This is a genomic window from Sphingopyxis sp. Root154 (genome assembly GCF_001427105.1).
Taxonomy (GTDB): domain Bacteria; phylum Pseudomonadota; class Alphaproteobacteria; order Sphingomonadales; family Sphingomonadaceae; genus Sphingopyxis.
Map to the genome: position 1 here is coordinate 565,686 of NZ_LMGI01000002.1, position 23,471 is coordinate 589,156.

Annotated in this window: 23 protein-coding genes; 9 read left to right on the top strand and 14 right to left on the bottom strand. The window is 65.5% G+C overall.

Translation table 11 applies throughout. The annotated features are described in order from the left end of the window. Positions 1 to 1,176: a GGDEF domain-containing protein gene (locus ASD73_RS08405; protein WP_056373383.1), complete on the bottom strand. Its 1,176-nt coding sequence runs from the start codon at positions 1,174 to 1,176 to the stop codon at positions 1 to 3. A 193-nt stretch (positions 1,177 to 1,369) separates the two neighbouring features. On the opposite strand from ASD73_RS08405, the gene ASD73_RS08410 reads away from it, so the two are divergent. From ASD73_RS08410 to ASD73_RS08445, 8 genes are all read left to right on the top strand, one after another. Next, complete coding sequence (locus tag ASD73_RS08410) at positions 1,370 to 2,581, top strand: hydrolase (RefSeq protein ID WP_056371426.1); 1,212 nt, start codon at positions 1,370 to 1,372, stop codon at positions 2,579 to 2,581. Then, on the top strand, positions 2,578 to 3,579 hold the full coding sequence (locus tag ASD73_RS08415) for an arginine N-succinyltransferase (RefSeq protein WP_056371428.1): 1,002 nt from the start codon (positions 2,578 to 2,580) through the stop codon (positions 3,577 to 3,579). Before ASD73_RS08410 ends, ASD73_RS08415 begins: the two co-directional genes overlap by 4 nt. 3 nt (positions 3,580 to 3,582) lie before the next feature. Next, positions 3,583 to 4,833, top strand: coding sequence for an N-succinylarginine dihydrolase (locus ASD73_RS08420; protein ID WP_056371430.1), 1,251 nt, complete (start codon positions 3,583 to 3,585; stop codon positions 4,831 to 4,833). Then, positions 4,830 to 5,501, top strand: a complete 672-nt coding sequence (locus tag ASD73_RS08425; protein WP_056371432.1) for a spermidine synthase — start codon at positions 4,830 to 4,832, stop codon at positions 5,499 to 5,501. Before ASD73_RS08420 ends, ASD73_RS08425 begins: the two co-directional genes overlap by 4 nt. 17 nt (positions 5,502 to 5,518) lie before the next feature. Then, complete coding sequence (locus ASD73_RS08430; RefSeq protein WP_056371433.1) at positions 5,519 to 5,821, top strand: UBP-type zinc finger domain-containing protein; 303 nt, start codon at positions 5,519 to 5,521, stop codon at positions 5,819 to 5,821. A gap of 61 nt (positions 5,822 to 5,882) precedes the next feature. Then, complete coding sequence (locus ASD73_RS08435) at positions 5,883 to 6,833, top strand: DUF5996 family protein (protein WP_056371435.1); 951 nt, start codon at positions 5,883 to 5,885, stop codon at positions 6,831 to 6,833. A 132-nt stretch (positions 6,834 to 6,965) separates the two neighbouring features. Then, positions 6,966 to 7,205, top strand: coding sequence for a hypothetical protein (locus ASD73_RS08440; RefSeq protein WP_056373385.1), 240 nt, complete (start codon positions 6,966 to 6,968; stop codon positions 7,203 to 7,205). Positions 7,206 to 7,251: 46 nt separating this feature from the next. Next, a complete protein-coding gene (locus ASD73_RS08445) occupies positions 7,252 to 8,007 on the top strand; it encodes an alpha/beta fold hydrolase (RefSeq protein WP_056371437.1) in 756 nt (251 codons plus the stop codon). On the opposite strand, the gene ASD73_RS08450 is transcribed toward ASD73_RS08445, so the two are convergent. The 3 genes from ASD73_RS08450 to ASD73_RS08460 all read right to left on the bottom strand — a co-directional run bounded on the left by ASD73_RS08450 (position 7,958) and on the right by ASD73_RS08460 (position 12,278). Beyond that, entirely contained in the window at positions 7,958 to 8,998 is a 1,041-nt protein-coding gene (locus ASD73_RS08450) for an alpha/beta fold hydrolase (protein ID WP_235534246.1), read from the bottom strand. The genes ASD73_RS08445 and ASD73_RS08450 overlap by 50 nt on opposite strands. 60 nt (positions 8,999 to 9,058) lie before the next feature. After that, positions 9,059 to 10,726: an MFS transporter gene (locus ASD73_RS08455; RefSeq protein WP_056371441.1), complete on the bottom strand. Its 1,668-nt coding sequence runs from the start codon at positions 10,724 to 10,726 to the stop codon at positions 9,059 to 9,061. A 154-nt stretch (positions 10,727 to 10,880) separates the two neighbouring features. Further along, positions 10,881 to 12,278: a DEAD/DEAH box helicase gene (locus ASD73_RS08460; protein ID WP_056371442.1), complete on the bottom strand. Its 1,398-nt coding sequence runs from the start codon at positions 12,276 to 12,278 to the stop codon at positions 10,881 to 10,883. A 309-nt stretch (positions 12,279 to 12,587) separates the two neighbouring features. Here ASD73_RS08460 and ASD73_RS08465 point away from each other — a divergent pair, with 309 nt between their 5' ends. Next, positions 12,588 to 14,060: a glycerol kinase gene (locus tag ASD73_RS08465; protein WP_056371445.1), complete on the top strand. Its 1,473-nt coding sequence runs from the start codon at positions 12,588 to 12,590 to the stop codon at positions 14,058 to 14,060. A 27-nt stretch (positions 14,061 to 14,087) separates the two neighbouring features. Here the strand turns inward: ASD73_RS08465 and rpmE are convergent, their stop codons facing one another. The 10 genes from rpmE to pyrH all read right to left on the bottom strand — a co-directional run bounded on the left by rpmE (position 14,088) and on the right by pyrH (position 23,425). Beyond that, entirely contained in the window at positions 14,088 to 14,315 is a 228-nt protein-coding gene (gene rpmE, locus ASD73_RS08470) for a 50S ribosomal protein L31 (protein WP_037517493.1), read from the bottom strand. Between the two features lie 110 nt (positions 14,316 to 14,425). Beyond that, positions 14,426 to 14,905 (bottom strand): 3-hydroxyacyl-ACP dehydratase FabZ, encoded by a 480-nt coding sequence (gene fabZ, locus ASD73_RS08475; protein ID WP_056371447.1) that lies wholly within the window; start codon positions 14,903 to 14,905, stop codon positions 14,426 to 14,428. A 5-nt stretch (positions 14,906 to 14,910) separates the two neighbouring features. Further along, positions 14,911 to 15,609, bottom strand: coding sequence for an OmpH family outer membrane protein (locus tag ASD73_RS08480; RefSeq protein ID WP_056371448.1), 699 nt, complete (start codon positions 15,607 to 15,609; stop codon positions 14,911 to 14,913). Next, positions 15,609 to 18,299, bottom strand: a complete 2,691-nt coding sequence (gene bamA / locus ASD73_RS08485; protein WP_056371450.1) for an outer membrane protein assembly factor BamA — start codon at positions 18,297 to 18,299, stop codon at positions 15,609 to 15,611. The genes ASD73_RS08480 and bamA overlap by 1 nt, the downstream gene beginning before the upstream one ends. A 73-nt stretch (positions 18,300 to 18,372) precedes the next feature. Continuing rightward, positions 18,373 to 19,503 carry an RIP metalloprotease RseP gene (rseP, locus tag ASD73_RS08490; protein ID WP_056371453.1) on the bottom strand — a complete coding sequence of 377 codons (1,131 nt, stop codon included), beginning with the start codon at positions 19,501 to 19,503 and terminating at the stop codon, positions 18,373 to 18,375. Further along, positions 19,496 to 20,662 carry a 1-deoxy-D-xylulose-5-phosphate reductoisomerase gene (locus ASD73_RS08495; RefSeq protein WP_056371454.1) on the bottom strand — a complete coding sequence of 389 codons (1,167 nt, stop codon included), beginning with the start codon at positions 20,660 to 20,662 and terminating at the stop codon, positions 19,496 to 19,498. The genes rseP and ASD73_RS08495 overlap by 8 nt, the downstream gene beginning before the upstream one ends. Position 20,663: 1 nt before the next feature. Further along, positions 20,664 to 21,341, bottom strand: coding sequence for a phosphatidate cytidylyltransferase (locus ASD73_RS08500; protein ID WP_056371456.1), 678 nt, complete (start codon positions 21,339 to 21,341; stop codon positions 20,664 to 20,666). A gap of 3 nt (positions 21,342 to 21,344) precedes the next feature. Next, positions 21,345 to 22,037 (bottom strand): polyprenyl diphosphate synthase, encoded by a 693-nt coding sequence (uppS, locus tag ASD73_RS08505; RefSeq protein ID WP_056371458.1) that lies wholly within the window; start codon positions 22,035 to 22,037, stop codon positions 21,345 to 21,347. Between the two features lie 34 nt (positions 22,038 to 22,071). After that, complete coding sequence (gene frr, locus ASD73_RS08510; RefSeq protein WP_056371461.1) at positions 22,072 to 22,626, bottom strand: ribosome recycling factor; 555 nt, start codon at positions 22,624 to 22,626, stop codon at positions 22,072 to 22,074. 76 nt (positions 22,627 to 22,702) lie between these two features. Continuing rightward, positions 22,703 to 23,425 carry a UMP kinase gene (gene pyrH / locus ASD73_RS08515; protein WP_056371463.1) on the bottom strand — a complete coding sequence of 241 codons (723 nt, stop codon included), beginning with the start codon at positions 23,423 to 23,425 and terminating at the stop codon, positions 22,703 to 22,705. Positions 23,426 to 23,471: the final 46 nt, after the last annotated feature.

The window sequence follows — 23,471 nt, forward strand, 5'->3', positions numbered from 1 at the left end:
TCAGGCAACACCCACGGCGGGTGCAGGCGCCAGTTCGCCGATCGCGACCCGCACCTGATTCCGCCCGCCCGCCTTGGCACGGTACAGCGCGGCGTCGGCGCGGCGCGACAGGTCGAACAGCGAATCGCCCGTGGTACGCTGCGCGACGCCGAAAGACGCCGTAAAGCCGCGGTCGACCCCCAGCACCGGCAATTGCGCCGCCGCAAAGGTCGTGCGCACGGTTTCGGCGTAGAGGCGGCCGTCGGACAGCAGCGCGTCGGGAAGCAGGACGGCGAATTCCTCGCCCCCGATCCGGCCGACGATCGCACCCGCGGGCGCGGCATCGACCAGCATCGCCGCGAAATGCGCGATCACCCCGTCGCCCGCGGCGTGGCCGAAACTGTCGTTGATCTTCTTGAAGTCGTCGAGGTCAGCCGTGACGAGCACCGTCACGTCTCCGCCGCGCAGCAACGCCAGCTCGGCATGATGTTCGAAACCGCGCCGGTTGAGCACGCTCGATAGTGGATCGGTTTCCGAGCGCGCGACCATCTCCGCCGTGGTGTCGCGCATGATCACGAGCAGCATGACGAGCGCGATCGCCATCAGCGTGACGACGCTCCCGCTCTGCGAGATCGCGGCATAGGTCGTCGCCATATAGCCCTGCGGCGCGCTCGCCGTCCCCACGATCGCCGCGATAAAGGGTTTGGCGACATAGATGGTCGCCGCGAGCACCTGAAGCGCGATCAGCAGCACGTCGAGCGCCTGGCGCCGGCCCGAGCGCCAGATCACGAGCCCGAGCAGCGTCTGCATCGCAAAATAGGGAAGCTGGTAGACCATCAGGCGCACGATCGAGCCATAGGTCATGCTGAAGATCACCGGCACAGCGAGGATCGTGAGAACCCAGATCACGGCCATGGCCCGCCATGGCGGCTGCGCCCGATAATGATAAGCGACGCCGATCAGCGCAAAGCTGAGCGCGATCAGGAAGACGAGGAATATGCCAATGCCGACCGGGGTGGGATCGACCTGCCGCGTCAGCAGAAACTCCAGCGCGACATAGACGATGCCCATGCCATAACCCGCCGCAAGCCACCGCGCACCGCGCGCGCCGCGGTTCGTCGCCGCGACCACGGCGAACGCAACGGCGAAAATGCCGGCGACGGACATATTGATGCCAAGCACAAAGGCGGCGGTCATCGGCTCACTCACTTATCGGTTCGGCCAGCGTAGCGAGGCTGTTCCGAACTTTCGGTTAATGCGTTGCGATTCGGTGCAATTCGACTGCCCCATTACCGAAGAGAACGGCCCGGAACAGTGACTTGCCGCACAGCGAAGACAAAATAGCCGGCCGGGGGTGCAAAAGGCCATCGTCGCTCGCTATAGCCACCCCATGGTCCGTCTCACCGCGACAGAAAATGCGACGCTCGAACGCGCCGCCGATGCGCCGATGCTCGCGCAGGTGGAGAAATGGGCGGCGATCAACAGCGGCACGGGTAATCTGGCGGGATTGAAGGCCGTCGCGGGCGAACTGGCCGACGCCTTTGCGGCGCTGCCCGGCGAGGTCGGGCTGGTTGCCGCCGATCCGGTAGAGAGCGTCGACAGCGCCGGCACCGTCAACACCATCCAGCGCGGCGACCATCTGCATGTGCGCGTGCGCCCCGAGGCGCCGGTGCAATTGCTGCTGACCGGACATATGGACACGGTGTTCGCCGCCGACCATCCGTTCCAGACGCTGAAGTGGCTGGAAGACGGCGTGCTCAACGGCCCCGGCACCGCCGACATGAAAGCCGGGATTTCGGTGATCCTCGCGGCACTGACGGCGCTCGAGGCGTCTCCCCTCGCGGCGCGCGTCGGATATGACGTGATGATCAACAGCGACGAGGAAACGGGCAGCCAGGCGTCGGCGCGGCTGATCGCCGAACTGGCGAAGGGCAAGACCGCGGCGCTGACCTATGAACCCGCGCTGCCCGACGGCACCCTCGCGGGGGCACGGCCGGGCAGCGGCAATTTCTCGGTGATCGTCCATGGCCGCGCGGCGCATGCGGGGCGCAATCCGCAGGACGGACGCAATGCCTTGCTCGCCGCCGCCGATCTCGCGCTGCGGCTCGGCGCGCTGAAGTCCGATACGCTCAAGGTCAATCCGGCGAAGATCGACGGCGGCGGGCCGAACAATATCGTACCCGACAGCGCGATCCTGCGCGTCAACATGCGCCCGTCGACCCCCGAGGCGATGGCGGCAGCCGAAGCGGCAATGCGCGATGCGATCGCCGCAATCTCGCGCGAGCATGATGTCCATTGCCACGTCCACGGCGGCTTCAACCGGCCGCCCAAACCGCTCGACCCCGCGGCGACGCGGCTGTTCGAACTGGTACGCGACTGCGGCGCCGCGCTCGGCCTGCCGCCGATCAGCTGGAACGCGACCGGCGGCGTGTGCGACGGCAATAATATCGCGGCATGCGGCGTGCCTGTCGTCGACACGATGGGACCGCGCGGCGGCGCGATCCACTCGTCGGACGAGTTTCTGATCGTCGACAGCCTTGCCGAGCGCGCGCAGCTGTCGGCACTCACCATGATAAGAATAGCGGAACGGGGGACGGTGTGAATTATGTGATCCGGGCGGCCAAGCCGGGCGATTTGCAGAGCATTTACGAGATGGCGAAGCTGACCGGTGGCGGCTTCACCAACCTGCCCCCCGACAAGAATGCGTTGCGTGCCAAGCTCGAACGCACCGAAGCCTCGTTCGCGAGCGACAAGGAGTATCCGTCGGACGAGCTTTACCTACTCGTGCTTGAGGACACCGACAGCGGCGAAGTGCGCGGGACCTGCCAGATCTTCGGGCAGGTCGGCCAGCGCTGGCCCTTTTACTCGTACCGCATCGGCACCGACAGCAAGCATAGCGAGCAGCTCGACCGCACCTTCCACGCGCAGGTGCTGATGCTGAGCAACGACCTCAACGGCGCGAGCGAGGTCGGCGGGCTGTTCCTGCACCCCGCGGCGCGTGCCGGCGGGCTCGGGCTGCTGCTCGCGCGCTCGCGTTACCTGTTCATCGCGCGGCACCGCGCGCGCTTCGGCGACCGCATCCTCGCCGAGCTGCGCGGCGTGATCGACGAGGCGGGCGGGTCGCCCTTCTGGGACGGGGTCGCGGGCAAATTCTTTGGCATGAATTTCCAGGAAGCCGATCAGTTCAATGCAGTCCACGGCAATCAGTTCATCGCCGACCTGATGCCCAAACACCCCGTCTATATCGCGATGTTGGGCGAGCATGCGCGCAGCGTCATCGGCGTGCCGCATCCCACCGGGCGCGCCGCGATGCGCATGCTCGAGAATGAGGGCTTCGCCTTCGAAAATTACGTCGACATCTTCGACGGCGGCCCGACGATGACCGCGCGCACCGATCAGGTCGCGAGCATCAAGGACGCGAAACATATCGAGATTTCGGCGATCGCCGAAAAGGGTGAGGACGCGCTGGTCGCGACGGGACAGCTCGCCGATTTTCGCTGCTGTTTCGGCAAGGTTGGCGACGGCGCGACGCTCGACAGCGAGGCGGCGAAGCTGCTGGGTGTCGGCAAGGGCAGCGGTATCAGCTGGATCGGGCGCTAAACCATGCTGACCGAAATCAATTTCGACGGGATCATCGGCCCGAGCCATAATTATGCCGGGCTCAGCCGCGGTAATATCGCGTCGGCGAGCAATGCAGGCGACCTGTCGCAGCCGCGCGCCGCGGCGCTGCAGGGCATCGAAAAGATGCGCCACAATCTGACGCTCGGGCTGCCGCAGGGCTTTTTCACCCCGCTTGATCGCCCCGACGCGCCGTGGCTTGCGACGCTCGGCACGACCCCGGAAGACGCCGAGGGGCATTTGCGCGCGCAGGCGTGGTCGGCCTCGTCGATGTGGGCGGCGAACGCAGCGACCGTGTCGCCCGCGCCCGACAGCGCCGACGACAAATGCCACCTGACCGTCGCGAACCTCGTCACGATGCCGCACCGCAGCCACGAATGGCCGGGCACGCTGGCGCAGCTTCGGCTCGCCTTCGCGCACCCCGCCTTTGCGGTGCATGCGCCGATCCCCGCGCCGTTCGGCGACGAGGGCGCGGCGAACCATATGCGGCTGTGCAACGGGCATGACGGGCAAGGCGTCGAAATCTTCGTCTACGGCGTCGGCGGCGGCCGCTTCCCGGCGCGTCAGCATCTCGACGCGTCGAAGGCGATCGCGCGCAATCACCGGCTCGATCCCGCGCGCACGCTCTTCATCCGCCAGTCGGATACCGCGATCCAGGGCGGCGCGTTCCACAATGACGTCGTCGCGGTTGCCAACGAGCATGTGCTCTTCACGCACGAAACCGCGTTCGAGGACCGCGACGCGGCGCACGCCGAAATCCGCGCCGCCTTCCCCGCGGTGGAGATCGTCGAGGTGCCCGCGAGCGCGGTGAGCCTGCCCGACGCGATCAAATCCTATCTGTTCAATGCGCAGCTCGTCAGCCTGCCCGACGGCGGCGGCATGGGGCTGGTGCTGCCGACCGAGGCGCAGGCGACGCCTGCGGTGTGGAACTGGCTGGAGGCGCATGTCGCGGGCAACGGCCCGATCCGCCGCCTTCTGCCCGTCAACGTCCGCCAGTCGATGGCGAACGGCGGCGGTCCGGCGTGCCTCCGCCTTCGTGTCGTGGCCGATCCGGCGACGGTCGATCCGCGTTTCATCGCCGATGAGGTGAAGCTCGACCGGATTGCGGGCGTCGTCGCAAAGCACTGGCCCGAGGCGATCGCGCCGGGAGACCTCGTATCGGCGGCACTGGCGAGCGACGTGCGCACGGCGCGCGCGGCGCTGCTCGAAACGCTCGATCTCGGCGAGCTGAATTGAAGATTCGCGAGCTGATCGGCACGGCCGAGGTGCCGGGCGGCGACGAGCTGCGCCTGTACCGGCGCGGCGACGATTTCATCATCGCGATCGATCGCAACGAATTGATGAGCAGCCGGATGAGCGGCTCCGAAGAAGCGCTGGCGACGATGACCTGCGACCGGCTGCGCAGCCCGAAGGGCGCCAGCCTGCTCATCGGTGGCTATGGCATGGGCTTCACCCTGCGCGCGGCGCTGGCGACGCTCGGGCCCGACGCGAAGATTGCGGTGGCCGAACTGGTGCCGGGCATCATCGAGTGGGCGCGCGGACCGATGGCCGAACTGGCGGCGGGCTGTCTCGACGATCCGCGGGTCGAGCTGATCCTCGGCGACGTGTCGAAAGCCATCGGAGCGGCGACGCGCCGCTATGATGCGATCCTGCTCGACGTCGACAATGGCCCCGATGGCCTGACGCGCGACGCCAACGAGGGTCTCTATTCGGCGGCAGGCCTCGCCAAGGCCAAGGCGGCGCTGCGCCCCGGCGGCATCTTGGCGATATGGTCGGCGGCGCCGGACGCGCGCTTCACCCGTCGGTTGATGGCAGCGGGCTTTCAGGTCGAAGAGGTCGGGGTGCGCGCACGAAGCAATGGCAAAGGCCCGCGGCACGTGATCTGGTTCGCGCGGTCGAACTGAAGCACAAAGGAAACGCCATGACATCCTGCCAGCACATGTCCGCGATCGAGGACGTCATCCCGAGCGCCAAGGGGTGTGAGGACTGCCTGGCGGTCGGCGGCATCTGGGTTCATCTGCGCCTTTGCCGTTCGTGCGGCCATGTCGGATGCTGCGACGATTCGCCGCATCGCCACGCGCGCGCGCATTTTCACGAAACCGCACACCCGATCATCGAGGGATATGACCCGCCCGAAGGCTGGGGATGGTGCTATATCGACGACGTCATGGTCGAACTTCCCGACCAGACGCCGCAGGTCGGACCGATTCCGCGCTATTTTTAAACACAGAAACGGCTAACATCGCGCGGGGGCGGCGCACGATATTTGTCGAAGGAAAGCCGCGATGTCATCGGCCGAGCAATCCGCGATCTGGCCCGAACTGCGCTGGGCCGACTGGCGCGATACCGCGATCACGCTGCAGCTGTGGACGCAGATCGTCGGCAAGATCCGCCTGTCGCTGACGCCGTGGCTCAATCATGGCTGGCAGGTGCCGCTCTATGTCAGCGCGCGCGGCCTCACCACATCGCCGATCCCCGTCGGGCACGAGCTGCTCGAGATCGAATTCGACTTCATCGTCCACCGGCTGATTTGCCGCACCAGCCAGGGGCAGACCCGCGAACTCGTGCTCGAACCGCGCAGCGTCGCCGATTTCCACGACCGGCTGCAGGGGCTGCTCGCCGACCTCGGCATCGCGGTGCATATCTATGGCGTGCCGAACGAGGTGCCCGACCCGATCCCGTTCGCGCGCGACGAGAGCCACGCGAGCTATGACGCCGATGCCGCGCATCGTTTCTGGCGCGCGCTGATGCAGGTCGACCGGGTGTTCAAGCTGTTCCGTAGCGGGTTCCTCGGCAAGGCGAGCCCGGTGCATTTCTTCTGGGGCAGCTTCGATCTGGCCGTCACGCGCTTTTCGGGTCGCGCGGCGCCGCCGCATCCGGGCGGCGTGCCCGGCCTGCCCGACCCGGTGACGCGCGAAGCCTATTCGCACGAGGTCAGCAGCGCGGGTTTCTGGCCGGGCGGCGACAGCTTTCCCGAGCCGGCCTTCTATTCCTACGCCTATCCCGAGCCGCCCGGGTTTCGGCAGTATCCGGTGCCAGCCGAGGCGCGCTTCGACGCGGGCATGGGCGAATATATCCTGCCCTATGACGCGGTGCGGACCGCGGCTTCGCCCGACGCGCTGCTGCTCGATTTCCTTGAGCGCAGCTATGGCGCGGCGGCCGACGCCGCGGGCTGGGACCGCGCCGCGCTGGAGTGTCCGCTGGGCGCGCCGGCGCGCGTTCGCGAGACGAATTGAACCGCCTTTTCGCCGAACGGAGGCTCTCGTGGCTTGCCCCCATCTGTCGGATTAACTTACAGTTTACCATAAGCCCGGCGCACCGAATCCCGCATTTGCGCCAGTGGCACGGCGCTTGCTTAGGCTATGGTGATGCTGAAAAAAATCGGACGCCTGTTCGTTATCAAGACGCGCTTCGAAGCGTGCCTCATCATCTATGCCCTCGCCGTCGGGGCGATGGCGCGCGGCGCCGCCTATCTGCACGAATATCCGGGGACCGGCGGCAAGCTGTTGCTGCTCGCGTGCACCGGCTCGGTGTTCCTTGCCGGCGCGAAGATTTTCGACTGCCTGCGCTTCGAGCAAGCCGCGGAGGCCGCGCGGCAGGCGGAGTAGATCAGCGGTCTTTCGCCGGTCATCCAGATATGCGAAGGCACCGGCCATGAGCAGGATCAGCGGCCGCCCGGCCATCAGCAGCGAGCATATCTACGGCCTGAGCCTGCGCGTCGCGCGCTGGCGTGAGGGCGCGTCCGGTGTGCCTTTGCTGTTCCTCAACGGGATCGGCGCCGACCTGGCCGCCGCCGCGCCGCTGCTCGCGCAAATCCATGGCCGCGAGGTGTGGACGCTCGACATGCCCGGCGTCGGCGGTTCGCCCGACGCGCTGCTGCCCTATGGCGCGCCGACGATCGCGGCGGTGGTGATGGAGATTGCCGACCGCCTTGGGCACAAGGTGATCGACGTCGCCGGGTTCAGCTGGGGCGGCGCGCTGGCGCAGCAGATCGCGATCCAGTTTCCGGGGCGCGTGCGCCGTCTGGTGCTGATGGCGACGACGCCGGTCATGGGCGCGCCGGGGATCGGATGGGCCGCGATGTTCGATGACGACATGCTGGCGAGCGGGCTCAAGATCCAGACCGCGACCCCGCTCGGCATCGCGTACCAGAGTGCCGCGATGATCGGATGGAGCAGCGTGGGTTTCCTGTCGGGGCTGAAAAGCCTTCCGACACTGGTGCTGATGGGCGAGCAGGATGGCGTGATGCCCGCCTGCTATGGGGAGATGCTCGCCGACCAGATCGAGGACGCGGTGCTGGAAGTCGTACCGGGATCGCACCTCTTCCCCTTCACGCATGCCGCCGCCATCTCGGCGCGGATCAGCGCGTTTCTGGATCAGCCGGCGGCGGCGAAACAAGCCGCCGCTTGAGGAAGTCGGCGATCGCCGCAGCGGTCGCATCGGGCGCTTCCTCCATCGGCAGATGGCCAATACCCGGCAGCATCACGACCTCGGACCCCGCGATGCGTTCGTTGAAGGTCTTTGCGGCGCTCGGGTTGATCAGCCGGTCCTTGTCGCCGAACAGGATCAGCGTCGGCGCCTCGATCTCTCCCACGCGCGAGGCCATCGCGGGTTCGCGGTCCATCCGCGCGCGCAGCACCGTCGCTTCGCGATTGCCGGGGAAGCGCAGCAATTCCCAATAGCGGTCGATCATCGCGTCATCGACGATCGCCTGCTTCTCGACCGATCCACGCAGCGATTGTTCGACGAGCATCCGCGGCGTGACGCGCGTCGCGAGCCAGCGGCCGAAGGGATATTCGAGGACGCGGAAACCGACGTTCGATTCGGGCCGTTTCTCGCCCGACCGCAGCGGCATGCCCGCGGCGTCGATCAGCAACAGCGCATCGACGCGTGTTGGCTGCGCGAGCGCGTAGCGCCAGCTGACCCAGCCGCCCATCGAATTGCCGCCGAGGATGAAATGATCGAGCCCGAGCTTCGCCGCGACGACGTCGACGGCGTCCATCATGCCCTCGGCCGAATAATCGGTGTCGGGGGTCGCGCCGGTGAGCCCATGTCCGGGAAGGTCGAGCGTGACGATGCGATAGGTGGCCCCTAACCGCTTCACCAGCGGTTCCCACGTATGAAGGCTGGCATTAGCGCCATGGACGAGGATGATCGCGGGGCCGCCCGCCTTGCCCTGATCGCGGTAATGGATGCGCTGCCCCGCCGGCCCCGCGACGAACGCCGCGTCCGGTCCGCCATATTTCGCGATCATCGCGTCGCGGTCGGTGTCAGGGGTCAGAAGCAGGAGGAAGCCGACGACGATCGCGAGTATCAGCGCGAGCGGGATCAGCACCCGCTTGCGCCGGAAGAACGGGCGACGCGGTGGCGGCGGGTCGAAATCTATGTCGTCGGCAATCATCATGCCCCCCTCAAGGCTCGAGCCAACCCTAACGCGCGGGCGCGCGGGGTTCAATCCATCCTAAGGGTGGAGGGAACGGCGGAAGGTTTCGGGCAGGAACAGCAGCCCGACGATCAATGTGATCACCGCGACGATCACGGGATACCATAGGCCGTAATAGATATTGCCCGTCGCCGCGACCATCGCGAACGCGGTCGTCGGCAGGAAACCGCCGAACCAGCCGTTGCCGATATGATAGGGCAGCGACATCGCGGTGTAGCGGATGCGGCTGGGGAAGAGTTCGACGAGCAATGCTGCGATCGGGCCGTATACCATCGTCACCAGCAGCACGAGGTAGAAGAGGATCGCGACGACGAGCGGCTTGTTCATCGCCTCGAGGTCGGCCTTGGCCGGATAGCCCGCAGCGGCGGTCGCGGCAGCGAGCTCCTTGCGGAAGGTGTCGGCGGCGGCGGCGCGATCTTCCTCGGCAAGCCGCCAGGGTTCCGGGGCAACGAGCACGCGATTGCCGATCCACACGTCGGCAGCCTCGCCGGTGCGGCGCGGTCGCGTGACGCTCGTATAGCTGACGCCCGCCTTGGCCAGCGCCGATTTCGCGATGTCGCAGCCGGTGCTCTCAAACTTTTCCTTGCCTACCGGATCGAACTGGAAGGCGCAGGCGCCGGGGTCGGCGTTGACCGTCACCGCGGCGCTCGCCTGTGCTTTCGCCATCGCGGGGTTGGCGGCGGTGGTCAGCATGTGGAACGCCGGGAAATAGGTGATCGCGGCAAGCGCGCAGCCCGCGAGGATGATCGGCTTGCGCCCGATCTTGTCGCTGAGCCAGCCGAAAAGGATGAAGAAGGGCGTACCGAGCGCGAGCGCGATGGCGATCAATATGTTCGCGGTCGCGCCGTCGACCTTCAGCGTCTTTTCGAGAAAGAAGAGGGCGTAGAATTGTCCTGAATACCAGACGACCGCCTGCCCCGCGACCGCGCCGAACAGCGCGACGATCACCCATTTGAGGTTCTCCCAGCGGCCGAAGGCTTCGGTGAGCGGCGCCTTCGACGTCGTACCCTCCTCCTTCATCTGCTTGAAGACAGGACTTTCCTCGAGCTGGAGGCGGATCCACAGCGACACGCCGAGCAGGATCACCGAGATGAGGAAAGGAATGCGCCAGCCCCAGTCGGCGAACGCCGCCTCGCCCATCGCCGAGCGGATGACGATGACGACGCCGAGCGCCGCGAACAGGCCGAGCGTCGCGGTGGTCTGGATGAAGCTGGTGAACAGGCCGCGTTTGCCGTCGGGGGCATGCTCGGCAACGTAAGTCGCGGCGCCGCCATATTCGCCGCCGAGCGCGAGCCCCTGGACGAGGCGGAGCAGCACGAGAAGGATCGGCGCCGCAACGCCGATCGAGGCATAGCTGGGCAGGACGCCGACGAGGAAGGTCGACGCGCCCATCAGGCCCATGGTGACGAGGAAGGTATTCTTGCGCCCGACGAGGTCGCCGATGCGCCCGAATACGAGCGCGCCGAACGGCCTGACCGCAAAACCCGCGGCAAAGGCCGCGAGCGCGAAGATGAAACCGGTGGTTTCGTTGACGCCTGAAAAGAATTGCGCCGAAATGATCGTCGCGAGCAGGCCGTAGAGGTAGAAATCATACCATTCGAACACCGTTCCGAGCGACGAGGCGAGGATGACCTTGCGTTCGCTCTGCCGGGTATCGACCGCAACTGCTGCTTCGCCTTCGGCCATCCTTCACCCCTCTCCTGTGTTTTTTCTGTCCTTCGAGGGGCATAAAAAACCCCACCTCGCCAGAACGAGATGGGGTTAGCAAAACTGGCTTGCACCGAGCTTTCGCATCCCCTCATCCGAAGAAGAGGGGAACGTAGCGGCGCGGAGAGCTACGTCAACCGACGCGCTTCACCGCACCCTTATGCGCGCCGACGCTCTTGTTGCGCGGGCGGAAGCGGCGCTTGCGCTGGCCTTCGGCACCTTCGCCGGCTGCTGCTGCACCATCACGGCGCGGACCACGTTCGCCGCGCGGCTGGCCATCGCGGTGGCCGCCATCACGCTGACGATGCGCGTCCTGACGCTGGCGATTGGGGTCGCGGCCCTGGCTGCCGGTGTCGCGGGGGGGCGCAACGGGCTTGGGCAAGTTGCGCACCATCTCGTTGAAATTCTCGGGCAGCGGCATCGGCTCGGACTTGCTCCGCGTCACGCGCTCGATATCGCGCATGTACGGACGCTCGTCGGGCGCGATGAAGCTGATCGCCTTGCCCTCGGCGCCGGCGCGCGCGGTGCGGCCGATGCGGTGTACATATTGTTCGGGCACGTTCGGGATCTCGAAGTTAATCACGTGGCTGACGCCCGACACGTCGATGCCGCGCGCGGCGATGTCGGTCGCGACGAGCAGCTTGATGTCGCCCGAACGGAAGGCCTGCAGCGCGTGGGTGCGCTGCGACTGGCTCTTGTTGCCATGGATCGCCATCGCCTTGATGCCCGCGCCCGCGAGGTGACGCACGACGCGGTCGGCGCCATGCTTGGTGCGGGTGAAGATCAACGCGCGGTCGATATCTTCGCTGGCAACGACCGAGTGAAGCAGCGCCTGCTTTTCCTTCTGTTCGACGAAGGTCGCGAACTGGCGGATCTTTTCGACCGTGGTCGCCTGCGGCGTCACCGACACCGTCACCGGGTCCTCGAGGAACTGTTCGGCGAGGTGCGCGATTTCCTTCGGCATCGTCGCCGAGAAGAAGAGGTTCTGGCGGCGCGACGGCAGCAGCTTGGCGATGCGGCGCAGCGAGTGGATGAAGCCCATGTCCATCATCTGGTCGGCTTCGTCGAGGACGAAGATTTCGACATCGTCGAGACGCAGCGCGCGCTGGTCGATCAGGTCGAGCAGGCGGCCCGGCGTGGCGACGAGGATGTCGACGCCGCCTGACAGGTCGCGGATCTGCTTGTTGATCGGCACGCCGCCGAAGACGGTCGTGACGCTGAGCTTGGTGAAGCGACCATAGTCGCGGCAGCTCTGCGCGATCTGCGCGGCAAGCTCACGCGTCGGGGCGAGGACGAGCATGCGGCAGCCGCGCGGGGTCGGGCGGTGCGGATAGGTCAAAAGATGGTGGATCGAGGGCAGCGAGAAGCCGGCGGTCTTGCCGGTGCCCGTCTGCGCGATACCGCACAGGTCGCGGCCCTTCATCAACGGCGGAATCGCCTGGACCTGAATCGGGGTCGGGACGGTATAATCCTTGGCGGCAAGCGCGCGATTGATGTCGGCGTGCAGGCCAAAGTCGTTAAAAGTCGTCATAGAATACTCACATAGGGCGACGCGCAGGCGCATCCGTTCGGATCGAACGGACGGCGCACGGCCGCGGGTTCGAAACGACCCGCGTGAAAGGGTGCCTCTGGGGACAAAGCGCTGGTCCGGCTCGTCCCGCGCCTGATTTGGGCGGGAAAATCACGCTGCCGGTGGTTACGGCGGGAGGTCCCGCCATGCTGCGCTGCACAATATATGGCATAGTGCCCGCAATTTTGCAAGGTGATTACGAATGTATGTGTCGCGCGTCTTGTCGAGGCGCCGTTCTTTTTGCATCAAAGGCAAAAGAGGGAGAGCGATATGGCCGAGAAAATCATCGTTATTGACGAAGGCACGACCTCGACCCGCACGATGCTTTTCGGCGCCGACGGCACCCCGCTCGGCAGCGCGCAACGCGAGATCCGGCAGCACTATCCCGGCCCCGGCCTCGTCGAACATGATGCCGCCGAAATCTGGGAGGCCACGCTTGCCTGCACGCGCGAAATGATCGCGCAGGCCGGCGGCGCCGATCATGTCGCCGCGATCGGGATCACCAACCAGCGCGAGACGGTGGTGTTCTGGGACCGCACGACCGGCGAGCCGCTCGCGCGCGCGATCGTGTGGCAGGACCGGCGCTCGGCCGCCGATTGCGTGGCGCTGAAAGAGGCCGGCCATGAGCCCATGGCGCAGGCGAAGAGCGGGTTGCTGCTCGATCCCTATTTTTCGGGGACCAAGATCGGCTGGGCGCTGAAGAATTGGCCGCAACTGAAGGACGCGGGCGACCGGCTCGCGGTCGGGACGGTCGAATCCTATCTGATCTATCGCCTGACCGGCGGCGTCCACATCAGCGACGCGAGCAACGCATCGCGCACGCTTCTCATGGACATAAACGGCCAAGGCGGTTGGGACAGCGAGCTATGCGACCTGCTCGGCGTGCCGATGCGCCTGCTCCCCGAAATCACCGGCTGCACGACGCGCGTCGGCACGACCGATCCGGCGCTGTTCGGCGGCGCTATCCCGATCTGCGGCATGGCGGGCGACCAGCAGGCGGCGACGATCGGACAGGCGTGCCTGTCGCCGGGGCAGACCAAAGCGACCTTCGGCACCGGCGCCTTCATTCTATCGGCCAGCGGCACGGTGCGGCCGCAATCGGCAAATCGCCTGCTCGCGACGGTGCTGGTGCAGGAGGGCGACGTGCGCTCCTATGCGCTCGAAGGATCGGTGTTCGTCGCCGGCAGCCTGATCAAATGGCTGCGCGACGGGCTGGGTCTGCTCGCCAATGCGGGAGAGAGCGAGGGGCTGGCGCGCTCGGTGACCGACAATGGCGGCGTCTATCTCGTCCCTGCCCTCACCGGGCTCGGCGCGCCGCACTGGCGCCCCGATGCCCTCGCGGCCATATCGGGACTGAACTTCGCGACCACGAAGGCGCATGTCGCGCGCGCGGCGCTGGAAGCACAAGCCTATCAGGCGCACGACCTGAAATCGGCCTTCGCCGCCGATGGGGTCGACTGGGCAGAGGTGCGGATCGACGGCGGCATGGCGGCGAACGACTGGATGGCGCAGGACCTTGCCGACATTCTCGACATCAGCATCGAGCGGCCCGATTTCGTCGAAAGCACCGCGCTCGGCGCCGCGATGCTCGCGGCAACCGGCGCGGGCCTTTATCCGGGCCTCGCGAGCGCAGCCAAGGCGATGCGCGGCACCGCGACACGCTTCACGCCGGCGCTGGATGCCGAGAAACGCAAAACGCGCCTTGCCGGCTGGCAAAGCGCGCTTGCAAAGGTTTTGAGCTGACCCCCGCTTTCGCGGAGGCGGGCGTCCTTAGCGCTTGAGGGTGAGACCACCGAAACGCTTGTTGAACTTTGCGACCTGACCCGCCGCGTCGAGCATGCGTCCGGTGCCGCCGGTCCAGGCCGGGTGCGCGGTGGGGTCGATTTCGAGCGTCATCGTGTCGCCTTCTTTGCCCCACGTCGAGCGCGTCTGATATTCGGTGCCATCGGTCATCTTGACCGTGATCATGTGATAGTCGGGGTGAATGTCGTTTTTCATGTCTTTAGCTCCTGTGCCGCTGGTTACCGACCAGCTAGCTGTGAGTCCGTGCGTCCGGGGACGCGAAGCGGCGTCCCCTAACGGCGAATGCCGGATTTGGCAAGGGTGGGTTAATCGCCCGGCGGATCGGCGATCATCGCGGTGAACTGGCATTCCGCGGCGAGCACGCCATTCAACATCGCCTTGCCTTCAAAACGGCAAACGCTGCGCTTGGCCTGAATGATCGTGGCATGCAGGTCGAGCAGACAGCCGGGTTCGACCGGCTTTCTGAACTTCGCGCCGTCGATCGCCATGAAATAGACAAGCTTGCCCGTACCCGCGAGGCCCATCGATTCGATTGCGAGAATGCCGGCGGCCTGCGCCAGCGCCTCGACGATGAGGACGCCGGGCATGATCGGCCGGCCGGGGAAATGCCCTTGGAAAAAGGGCTCGTTCATCGTCACCGCCTTGACCGCGTGGATCGAGGTGTCCTTCACCATCGATTCCACCCGGTCGACGAGCAGCATCGGATAACGATGCGGCAGCAGCGTCAGGATCCGGCGGATATCCACCGGACCCAAGGCGCCGTCCGACTTTTCCCCGTCCGTCATCGATCTTAGCGGGTCGTCGGTGCGGTGCCCGTCGGCGCCGGAGCGGGCGTTGCCGGACGCGTTCCGCCCTGCGCGGCGCGTGCCTGGTCCATCAGCTGCTGGTTGCGCTGCTGGACGAGCTGGCCCGGCTGGTAACCGGCCGGAACCGCGGTCGACACGTTGGGCAGAATGCGGTTGAGTTCGGCAACCACCGCGTCGGTGATGTCGACATTGTTTTCGCGCGCGATCACCGCCTCGGGGTTGACCAGCAGGTCGACCTTTTTCGCGGTCATCGCGGCCTTGATCGCTTCATTCATGCGAACGCTGATCTGGTCTTCGACATAAGCGATCGCAAGGTCGACGGGCGCGCCGATCTGACCCAGTTCGGTCTGCGCGGCCTGGCGCTTGTCCTGAACGGCCTTGGCGGCAGCCTGCAGCGCAGTCTGGTTCACCGGCGTCTTCTTCGCTTCTTCGTTATATTTCGCGATCAGGACGTTGATTTCGGCCTGCAGCGTCTGGCCGCGCGACTGCTGCTGGTCGATCTGCGCCTTGTAGGTCGTTTCGATCTGCGTCGAGGCGGTCTGGAACGCGTTCGAGCGGGCAGCGGCGACGCGGACGTCGGCAACGCCGACACCCTTTGCCTGGGCAATGGCGGGAGCCGACAGGAGGGGCGAAACCGACAGCGTGGCAATCGCCAGCGCCGAGGCGGCAAGGATTTTCTTCATCAGAATTGGGTTCCTACATTGAATGAGAAGCGTTTGGTATCATCACCCTCTTCTTTGCGAAGGGCGTAAGCGAAGTCGATCCGGAAGGGACCGAAGGGAGAGTTCCAGTTCACCCCGGCGCCGATCGAGACGCGCGGCATCCAGGTGTCACCGAAGAAGCGTTCCTCGAACGGATCGAGGCGAGAGAAATCGGTCGGACAGGTCGTGTATTGGCCGGTCCCCGTCGGGACGCCGCCCGGCGGCGTCGCTGTCGTTTCCGTTGCGAACTGGGTGACACCCGTGTTCGCGTTGCGGCAAAGCGACTTGGTCAGGCCGAAACCGGGCGCGTTGGGGTCGGTTTCCCGGAAATTGGCAAGCGTCGTCAACTGTGGCCGGCGGACGCTGAACACCGATCCGACGTCGAGGAAGATCGACGGGCGAAGTCCCATTTCCTTCGCGCCGGTGCCGAGCGGAATATCGAGTTCGAGCCGGCCCTGGTAATAAGCGCGGCCACCGAGCGCGTCGTCGATCTGGCCGCGATCGCTGTCGCCGTCGGTGACCACAATCGGATTGGCGGGATCGCTGTTGTCGACGCCATAACGAATGACGCGGGGGCCGACGCCGCGAATGTCGAAGCCGCGCATCTGCGGTTCGCCAAGGAAGAAGCGGTCGGTCAGGCGGACCTTGTCGCTGGTCGGGGTCGGACGGCCGCCGAACGGATAGATATACCCGCCTTCAGCCGAGAGGTTAAGGATGAAGCGGCTGCCGAGGTTGAAATGCTTGCTTCCCGACAGGCGCGTGCGGACATATTTGACGCTGCCGCCGAGGCCGGCGAAATCCTGGCTGAGCGACAGCGACTGGCCGCGCGTCGGGCGCAGACGATTGTCGCGGTCGTCATAGGCGAGCGTATAGCCGAGCAGCGAGGTCGTGCGGTTGCCGATCGCATCGCAGAGGTAACGGCCGGCGACGAGCGGGTCGCACTGGTCGCCGAAATAATAGACCCCCTTATCCAGCGTCACATCATCGAAGTTGATGCTGTAGCGGGCGAAGAAGGACATGAATTCGGTCAGCGGCACGCCGGCGTTGATCTGCGCACCCGTCGTGACCTGCTGGAAGGTCGTCCGACGGTCGTTGTTGATGAAGTTGAACGAGTTCAAATCGCGGCGATAGATGCTGCCGCCCACCGAGATGTTGCGGTCGAACAGATAGGGTTCGGTGAAGCCGAGTTCGATCGACTTCGAATAGCTCGAATAGTTGACCGACGCCTGGAGCTGCTGGCCGAGACCGCGGAAGTTGCGCTGGCGGATCGACGCCTGGAGCAGGAAATTCTCGATCGACGAGAACCCGGCCGACAGCGAAAGTTCGCCGGTCGGCTTTTCCTCGACATTGGTTTCGAGAATGATGCGGTCGGGGGCGCTGCCCTCCTTGCGTTCGATTTCCAGATTTTCCTGGAAGTAACCGAGGCTGTTGATGCGGTTTTCGGTGCGCTTGACGCCGAAGCTGTTGAAGGCGTCGCCTTCGTTCAGGCGGAATTCGCGGCGCACGACCTTGTCGTGGGTCAGCGTGTTGCCGTTGACGTCGATGCGCTCCACGTAAGTACGCGGGCTTTCGGCGACGTTGAAGGTGATCGCCATCGTTCGCGTTTCGGGGTCGCGGCGGAATTCGGGGTTGATGTCGGCAAAGGCGTAGCCGAACAGACCCGCGGTTTCGCTGAGGCTTTCGATCGTGTCCTCGACCTGCTTGGCGTCATACCAGTCGCCGGTCTTCATCGGCAGCAGCTTCTTCAGCATTTCGGGCTGGAAGTCGCGAATTTCGCTCTTCACGTCGATGTCGCCGAACTTGTAGCGTTCGCCTTCCTCGACCACATAGGTGATGATGAAGTCCTGCTTGTTGCTCGTCAGCTCGGCCACCGCCGAAATCGTGCGGAAATCGGCATAGCCGTTGGTGAGATAGAAGAGCTTGAGCTTCTGCTGGTCATAGGCGAGGCGATCGGGGTCGTAGCTGGTGTTCGACGACAGGATCGTCATCAGGCTCGACTGCTTCGTCGCCATCTCGTCCTTGAGATCGCCGTCGCTGAACTTCTCGTTGCCGATGATGTTGATCTGGCGGACCTTCGATTTCGGCCCTTCGTTGATTTCGAACACGACGTCGACGCGGTTCTGGTCGAGCGACACCATCTTGGGCTCGACCGTCGCAGCGAAGCGGCCCTGGCGCTTGTAGAGTTCGATGATGCGCGCGACGTCGGCGCGGACTTTCGAGCGGGTGAAGATCTGACGCGGCGCGAGCTTGATCTCGGGCCGGATCTTGTCTTCCTTCAGGCGCTTGTTGCCTTCGAGGATGACGCGGTTGATCACCGGGTTTTCGGTGACCTGGATCGTCAGCGCACCGGCGTTGTCGGTGATCTGGAAATCCTTGAACAATTCGGTCGCGGCCAGATCCTTCAGCGCCTGATCGAGGATCGAGCGATCATATTGCTGACCGACGCGCAGGCGCAGGTACGACAGGATCGTCTGCGCCTCGAGCCGCTGGTTGCCGACGACGGTAATCGACTTGACCGTCGTCGCGGCAGGGGCCGCTTCGGGAGCCGGAGCCGGGACGACTGGCGGCGCAACCTGTTGCGCCATCACCGGCGTCGCAAGCATCGTGCCGGCCAAAAGAAGTACCGACAGCTGCGTCCGCGCCGAGAATTTGTGTGAAGCCACGCTGTTCATCCCGAAAAAATAACTCAAAAGCGCCAAACCCGCCTGACCGCGGGTTCGCGCGCCACTCCCTGCCCCAGACTCGCTAGCCAATCAAGCGGGCGATCCTGTCCCACACGCCAATTGAGCCCAAATCGTTGAAAGTCACGACCAGCATAAGGGTCACGATGGCCCCAAAGCCGAATCGGAACGCCCATTCCTGCGCCTGCGGCGGCGCGGGGCGGCGCCGGATCGCTTCATAGGCGTAGAAGAGCAGATGGCCGCCATCGAGCATCGGCAATGGCAAGAGGTTGATGAACCCCAGATTGATGGAAATGAAGGCGACGAACACGATCAGGGCGGCGACGCCCAAGGTCGCCTGTTCGCCCGACTGCTTCGCGATCTTGATCGGCCCGCCCATTTCCTTGACCGAACGTTGGCCGGTCGCGAACTGGCCCAGTATCTTGCCGGTCAGCTGGACGATGTTCCAGGTCTGCCCCGCGCTCGCCTTCACCGCTTCCAACGGGCCGACGCGCGCATATGTCAGCGCGCCCGACTGGATTCCGATGATCGCCACCTCGGCCTTGTTCCCGAAACCGTCGGTTTCGGTCGTGACCCGCGGGCGCAATGTGATCGCAAGCCGCTGCTCGCCGCGCGCGATATCGAGGCTCGCGGGCCTGCCGAGATCATAGGCCACAATCTTCGGTATATCGCCGAAGCTGTCGACCGGCTGTCCGTTGATGCTGGCGATGCGGTCACCAATACGGAGCCCCGCCGCCTCGGCCGCACTGCCTGCCTGCACGCCGCCGATCACCGGCGGAACCGTGGCAACGCCATAGGTCATGTTGAACGCAGCGAAAATCGCGATCGCGAACAGGAAGTTGGTCACCGGCCCCGCGAGAACGATCAGCGAGCGCTTCCACACCGGTTGCGCAGGAAAAGTGTGCGATTTCTGGTCGGCTGGCAGTTTCTGCCAGGTTGCGTCGGGCTGGCTCACCGCATCGCGGTCGCCCGCGAACTGGACATAGCCGCCAAGCGGCAGCCAGCCGATCTTCCATTCGGTGCCGCGTTTGTCGGTCCAGCCGAGGACCTTGCGGCCGAAACCGATCGAGAAGGTATCGGCCTTCACCCCGCACCAGCGGCCGACGATGTAATGGCCATATTCGTGTACGAAGACGAGCGGCCCCAGCACCGCGAGAAACGCGATCGGATAGAGCCAAAGCGGTACGTCAAGCATGTTCATATTGGTCCACAAAATGCTGGGCAGCCGCGCGCGATGCGGCATCGACGCTGAATATGTCCTGAAGCGATGAGGGCACCAAGGGTTCCGCGGCGTCGATCACCCGGCGCACCGTATCGACGATCGCGGGAAAGGAAATCCGGCCCGCGAGGAAGGCGGCGACCGCCACTTCGTTCGCGGCGTTGAGCTGTGCGGGACGCGCACCGCCTTCGGCGATCGCGGCGCGGCAGAGCGCGGTCGCGGGGAAACGCACCTCGTCGGGCGCCTCGAAATCGAGCCGCGCGATGCTGGCGAGGTCGAGCGGCGCGCACGGCGTCGCCATCCGCTGCGGCCAGGCGAGCGCGCTGCTGATCGGGATCCGCATGTCGGGCGAGCCGAGCTGTGCGAGCGTCGAGCAGTCGATATATTCGACGAGGCTGTGGATCACCGATTGCGGGTGGACGAGGATTTCGATGCGGTCGAGCCCGACGGGGAACAGGTGATGCGCCTCGATCAGCTCGAGGCCCTTGTTCATCATCGTCGCCGAATCGACGCTGATCTTGGCGCCCATCGACCAGTTCGGATGCGCGACCGCCTGTGCGGGGGTCACGCGCGCCATATCGTCGGCGCTCATCGTGCGGAACGGGCCGCCGCTGGCGGTCAGGATGATGCGGCGCACCTGGTCGATGCGCCCGCCGGCGAGGCACTGGAAGATCGCATTATGCTCGCTGTCGACGGGCAGGATCGTTGCCCCCGAGGTTCGCGCTACCGCGGTCATCAGTTCGCCCGATGACACGAGGGCTTCCTTGTTGGCGAGCGCGACATCGTACCCGGCGGCTAGCGCCGCCATGGTCGGCGCGAGCCCTGCGGTGCCGACGATCGCCGCCATGACGAGGTCCGTGGGGCGCTGCGCCGCTTCAACGAGCGCCTCGGCGCCCGCTGCCACATCGATGCCGGTGCCGGCCAGCGCCTCAGCGAGCTCGCCATAGCGCGCCTCGTCGGCAATCACCGCAATGTCAGGGCGAAATTCGCGCGCGAGCTTCGCAAGCTCGGCAACGTCGCTGTTCGCCGTCAGCACGCCGATCTGCCACGCCTCGCCATCGCGCCGCACCAGATCGAGGGTCGATTGCCCGACCGATCCCGTCGCACCGAACAGCGAGAGGCGGCGCTGCGTCATCTCAGCCCGCCGCCCGCAAGGCGATCTGCCCGGCAAACGCCAGCGCGCCGAGCAGCAGCGCGACCGGCAGCACGCCGTCGACGCGGTCGAACAGGCCGCCGTGGCCGGGAATGAGCTTACCCGAATCCTTGACCCCCGCGCGGCGCTTCATCCAGCTTTGCGCGAGGTCGCCGAGCTGTGCGAGCAGCCCCATGAACAGGCCGATCCACAGCGGGACGCCGACGAGGCCCGCGCGGTCGCCGATCGTCGCGCTGGCGATCAGCGCGGCAACCATGCCGCCGATGAGCCCCGACCAGGTCTTCGACGGGCTGATTTTGGGCGCAAGGCGCGCGCCGCCAAAGGCGCGGCCCGCGAAATAGGCGCCGATATCGGTCGCCCAGACCATGCCGAAGACCCACAGCGCCGCCGTCATGCCGAGCGTGTCGCGGATGAACCAAAGCCCCGCCATCGCGCCGAGAACGAGGATCGGGCCGAGGACATTGAGGCCCGTCCTGGCGCCGCCACCGATTGTCATCGCCTTCACGAGCTGAAACCATTCGACGAGGACCAAAGCGCCGCCAACGAGCAACAGCAGGCCAAAAGCAATGCCCCCGAACCAAAGTGCAGTGCCCGCGATTGCAAACAGGACGATCGCCGACCCGATCCGCACCCAAAGGTCCGATTTACCCGCTGCCGCCATGCCCTAAAGTCCCCCGTAACGGCGGTCGCGCCGCGCAAATTGGTCGAGCGCCGCCTTGAGGTCGGCCGGTTTGAAATCGGGCCACAAGGTATCGGTGAAATAGAGTTCGGCATAGGCCGACTGCCAGAGCAGGAAATTCGACAGCCGCACCTCGCCCGAGGTGCGGATCAGCAGGTCGAGCGGGGGCATGTCGGCGGTGTCGAGATGCGCGGCGATCGCTTCCTCGCTGATCGCGCCTTGGGCCGCGGCGGCGGTCGCGGCGCGGACCAGCTCGTCCTGCGCACCATAGTTGAGCGCGACCGCGAGCGTCGTACGCTTGTTGCCTGCGGTGCGTTCGAGTGCATTTTCGATCAGCGCGACGACATCGGGCGCGAGCGCGCGCCAGTTCCCGATCACCTTCAGCTTCACATCGTTCGCTGCGAATTCGTCGAGATCCGACAGGATGAAGCGCTTCATCAGCCCCATCAGGTCGCTGACCTCTTCCTCCGGCCGTTTCCAGTTTTCGGAACTGAAGGCATAGAGCGTCATCGCCTCGATGCCCAGGTCGCCCGCGGCGCGCACGATGGTGCGCACCGCCTCCACCCCGGCCTTGTGACCGGCGACGCGGGGCAGCAGGCGCTTCTTGGCCCAGCGGCCGTTGCCGTCCATGATGATGGCGACATGGCGTGCGCCGTGGCTGGCGGCTGGTGTCGTCATAGTCTGTACAAGGTCCCGGAAACCAACCGATCCACTAGCCCAGGATTTCCTTTTCCTTGGCGGTCGCGGCGGCGTCGAGTTCGGCGATCGTCGCGTCGGTCAGCTTCTGCACCTCGGTCTCGTGGCGCTTGCGCTCGTCCTCGCTGATTTCCTTCTTATTCTCGTCGGCTTTCAGATTGTCCATGCCGTCGCGGCGGACGTTGCGCACCGCGATGCGCGCCTTTTCAGCATATTGGCCGGCGAGCTTCGACAGCTCCTTGCGGCGCTCCTGCGTCATTTCGGGGATCGGCAGGCGCAGCATCTGGCCGTCGACGATCGGGTTGAGGCCGAGCCCCGCCGAGCGGATCGCCTTGTCGACCGGGCCGACATTCGACTTGTCCCACACCTGTACCGACAGCATGCGCGGTTCGGGCGCGCTGACCGAGGCGACCTGGTTCAGCGGCATCTGGCTGCCATAGACCTCGACAGTTACCGGATCGAGCAGCGCGGTGTGCGCGCGGCCGGTGCGGAGGCCCGAAAGGTCGCTCTTCAACGCTTCGACCGCGCCGTGCATGCGGCGCTCGAGGTCGGCCTTGTCATATTTCGCCATCGTCTTTTCCTCTTCTATTCTTGTCAGGCCGCGTCGCCGGGCATGTCTTCAGTCGGCATCGCCGAGCGTGATTTCGCTAGTCGGCATCGCCGACGATGGTGGAAACCCCCTCGCCCGCCAGCACGCGCGCCAGATTGCCCGGCTCGCGGATGTTGAACACGACGATCGGGATATGGTTGTCGCGGCACAGCGCTACCGCGCTCGCGTCCATCACCTTCAGATTGTCGGCGAGCACGCGGTCATAGCTCAGCGTGTCATAGCGGACCGCGGTCGGGTCCTTCTTGGGATCGGCGTTATAGACGCCGTCGACGCTGGTGCCCTTGAGCAGCGCGTCGCACTTCATCTCGGCGGCGCGGAGCGCGGCACCGCTGTCGGTCGTGAAATAAGGCGCGCCGACACCCGCGGCGAAGATCACGACGCGGCCCTTTTCCATATGGCGCTCGGCGCGGCGGCGGATCACCGGCTCGCACACCTTGTCCATTTCAATCGCAGACTGGACGCGCGTTTCGACGCCAAGCTGCTCAAGCGCATTCTGCATTGCGAGCGCGTTCATCACGGTCGCGAGCATGCCCATATAGTCGGCCTGCGCGCGGTCCATGCCCTTGGCGGCGCCTGCCATGCCACGGAAGATATTGCCGCCGCCGATGACGAGGCAGATTTCGAGCCCGCGGTCTTTGGCTTCCTTGACCTCGGCCGCCATGCTCGCGACGGTTTCGGGGTCGATGCCGAACGGGCTGGAGCCCATCAGCGCCTCGCCCGACAGTTTCAGCAGAATACGTTTCATGCCGGGCAGAGCCATGATCGGGGGAACCTTGTGTAATCGATGAATAAGCGAATGGCGCGCA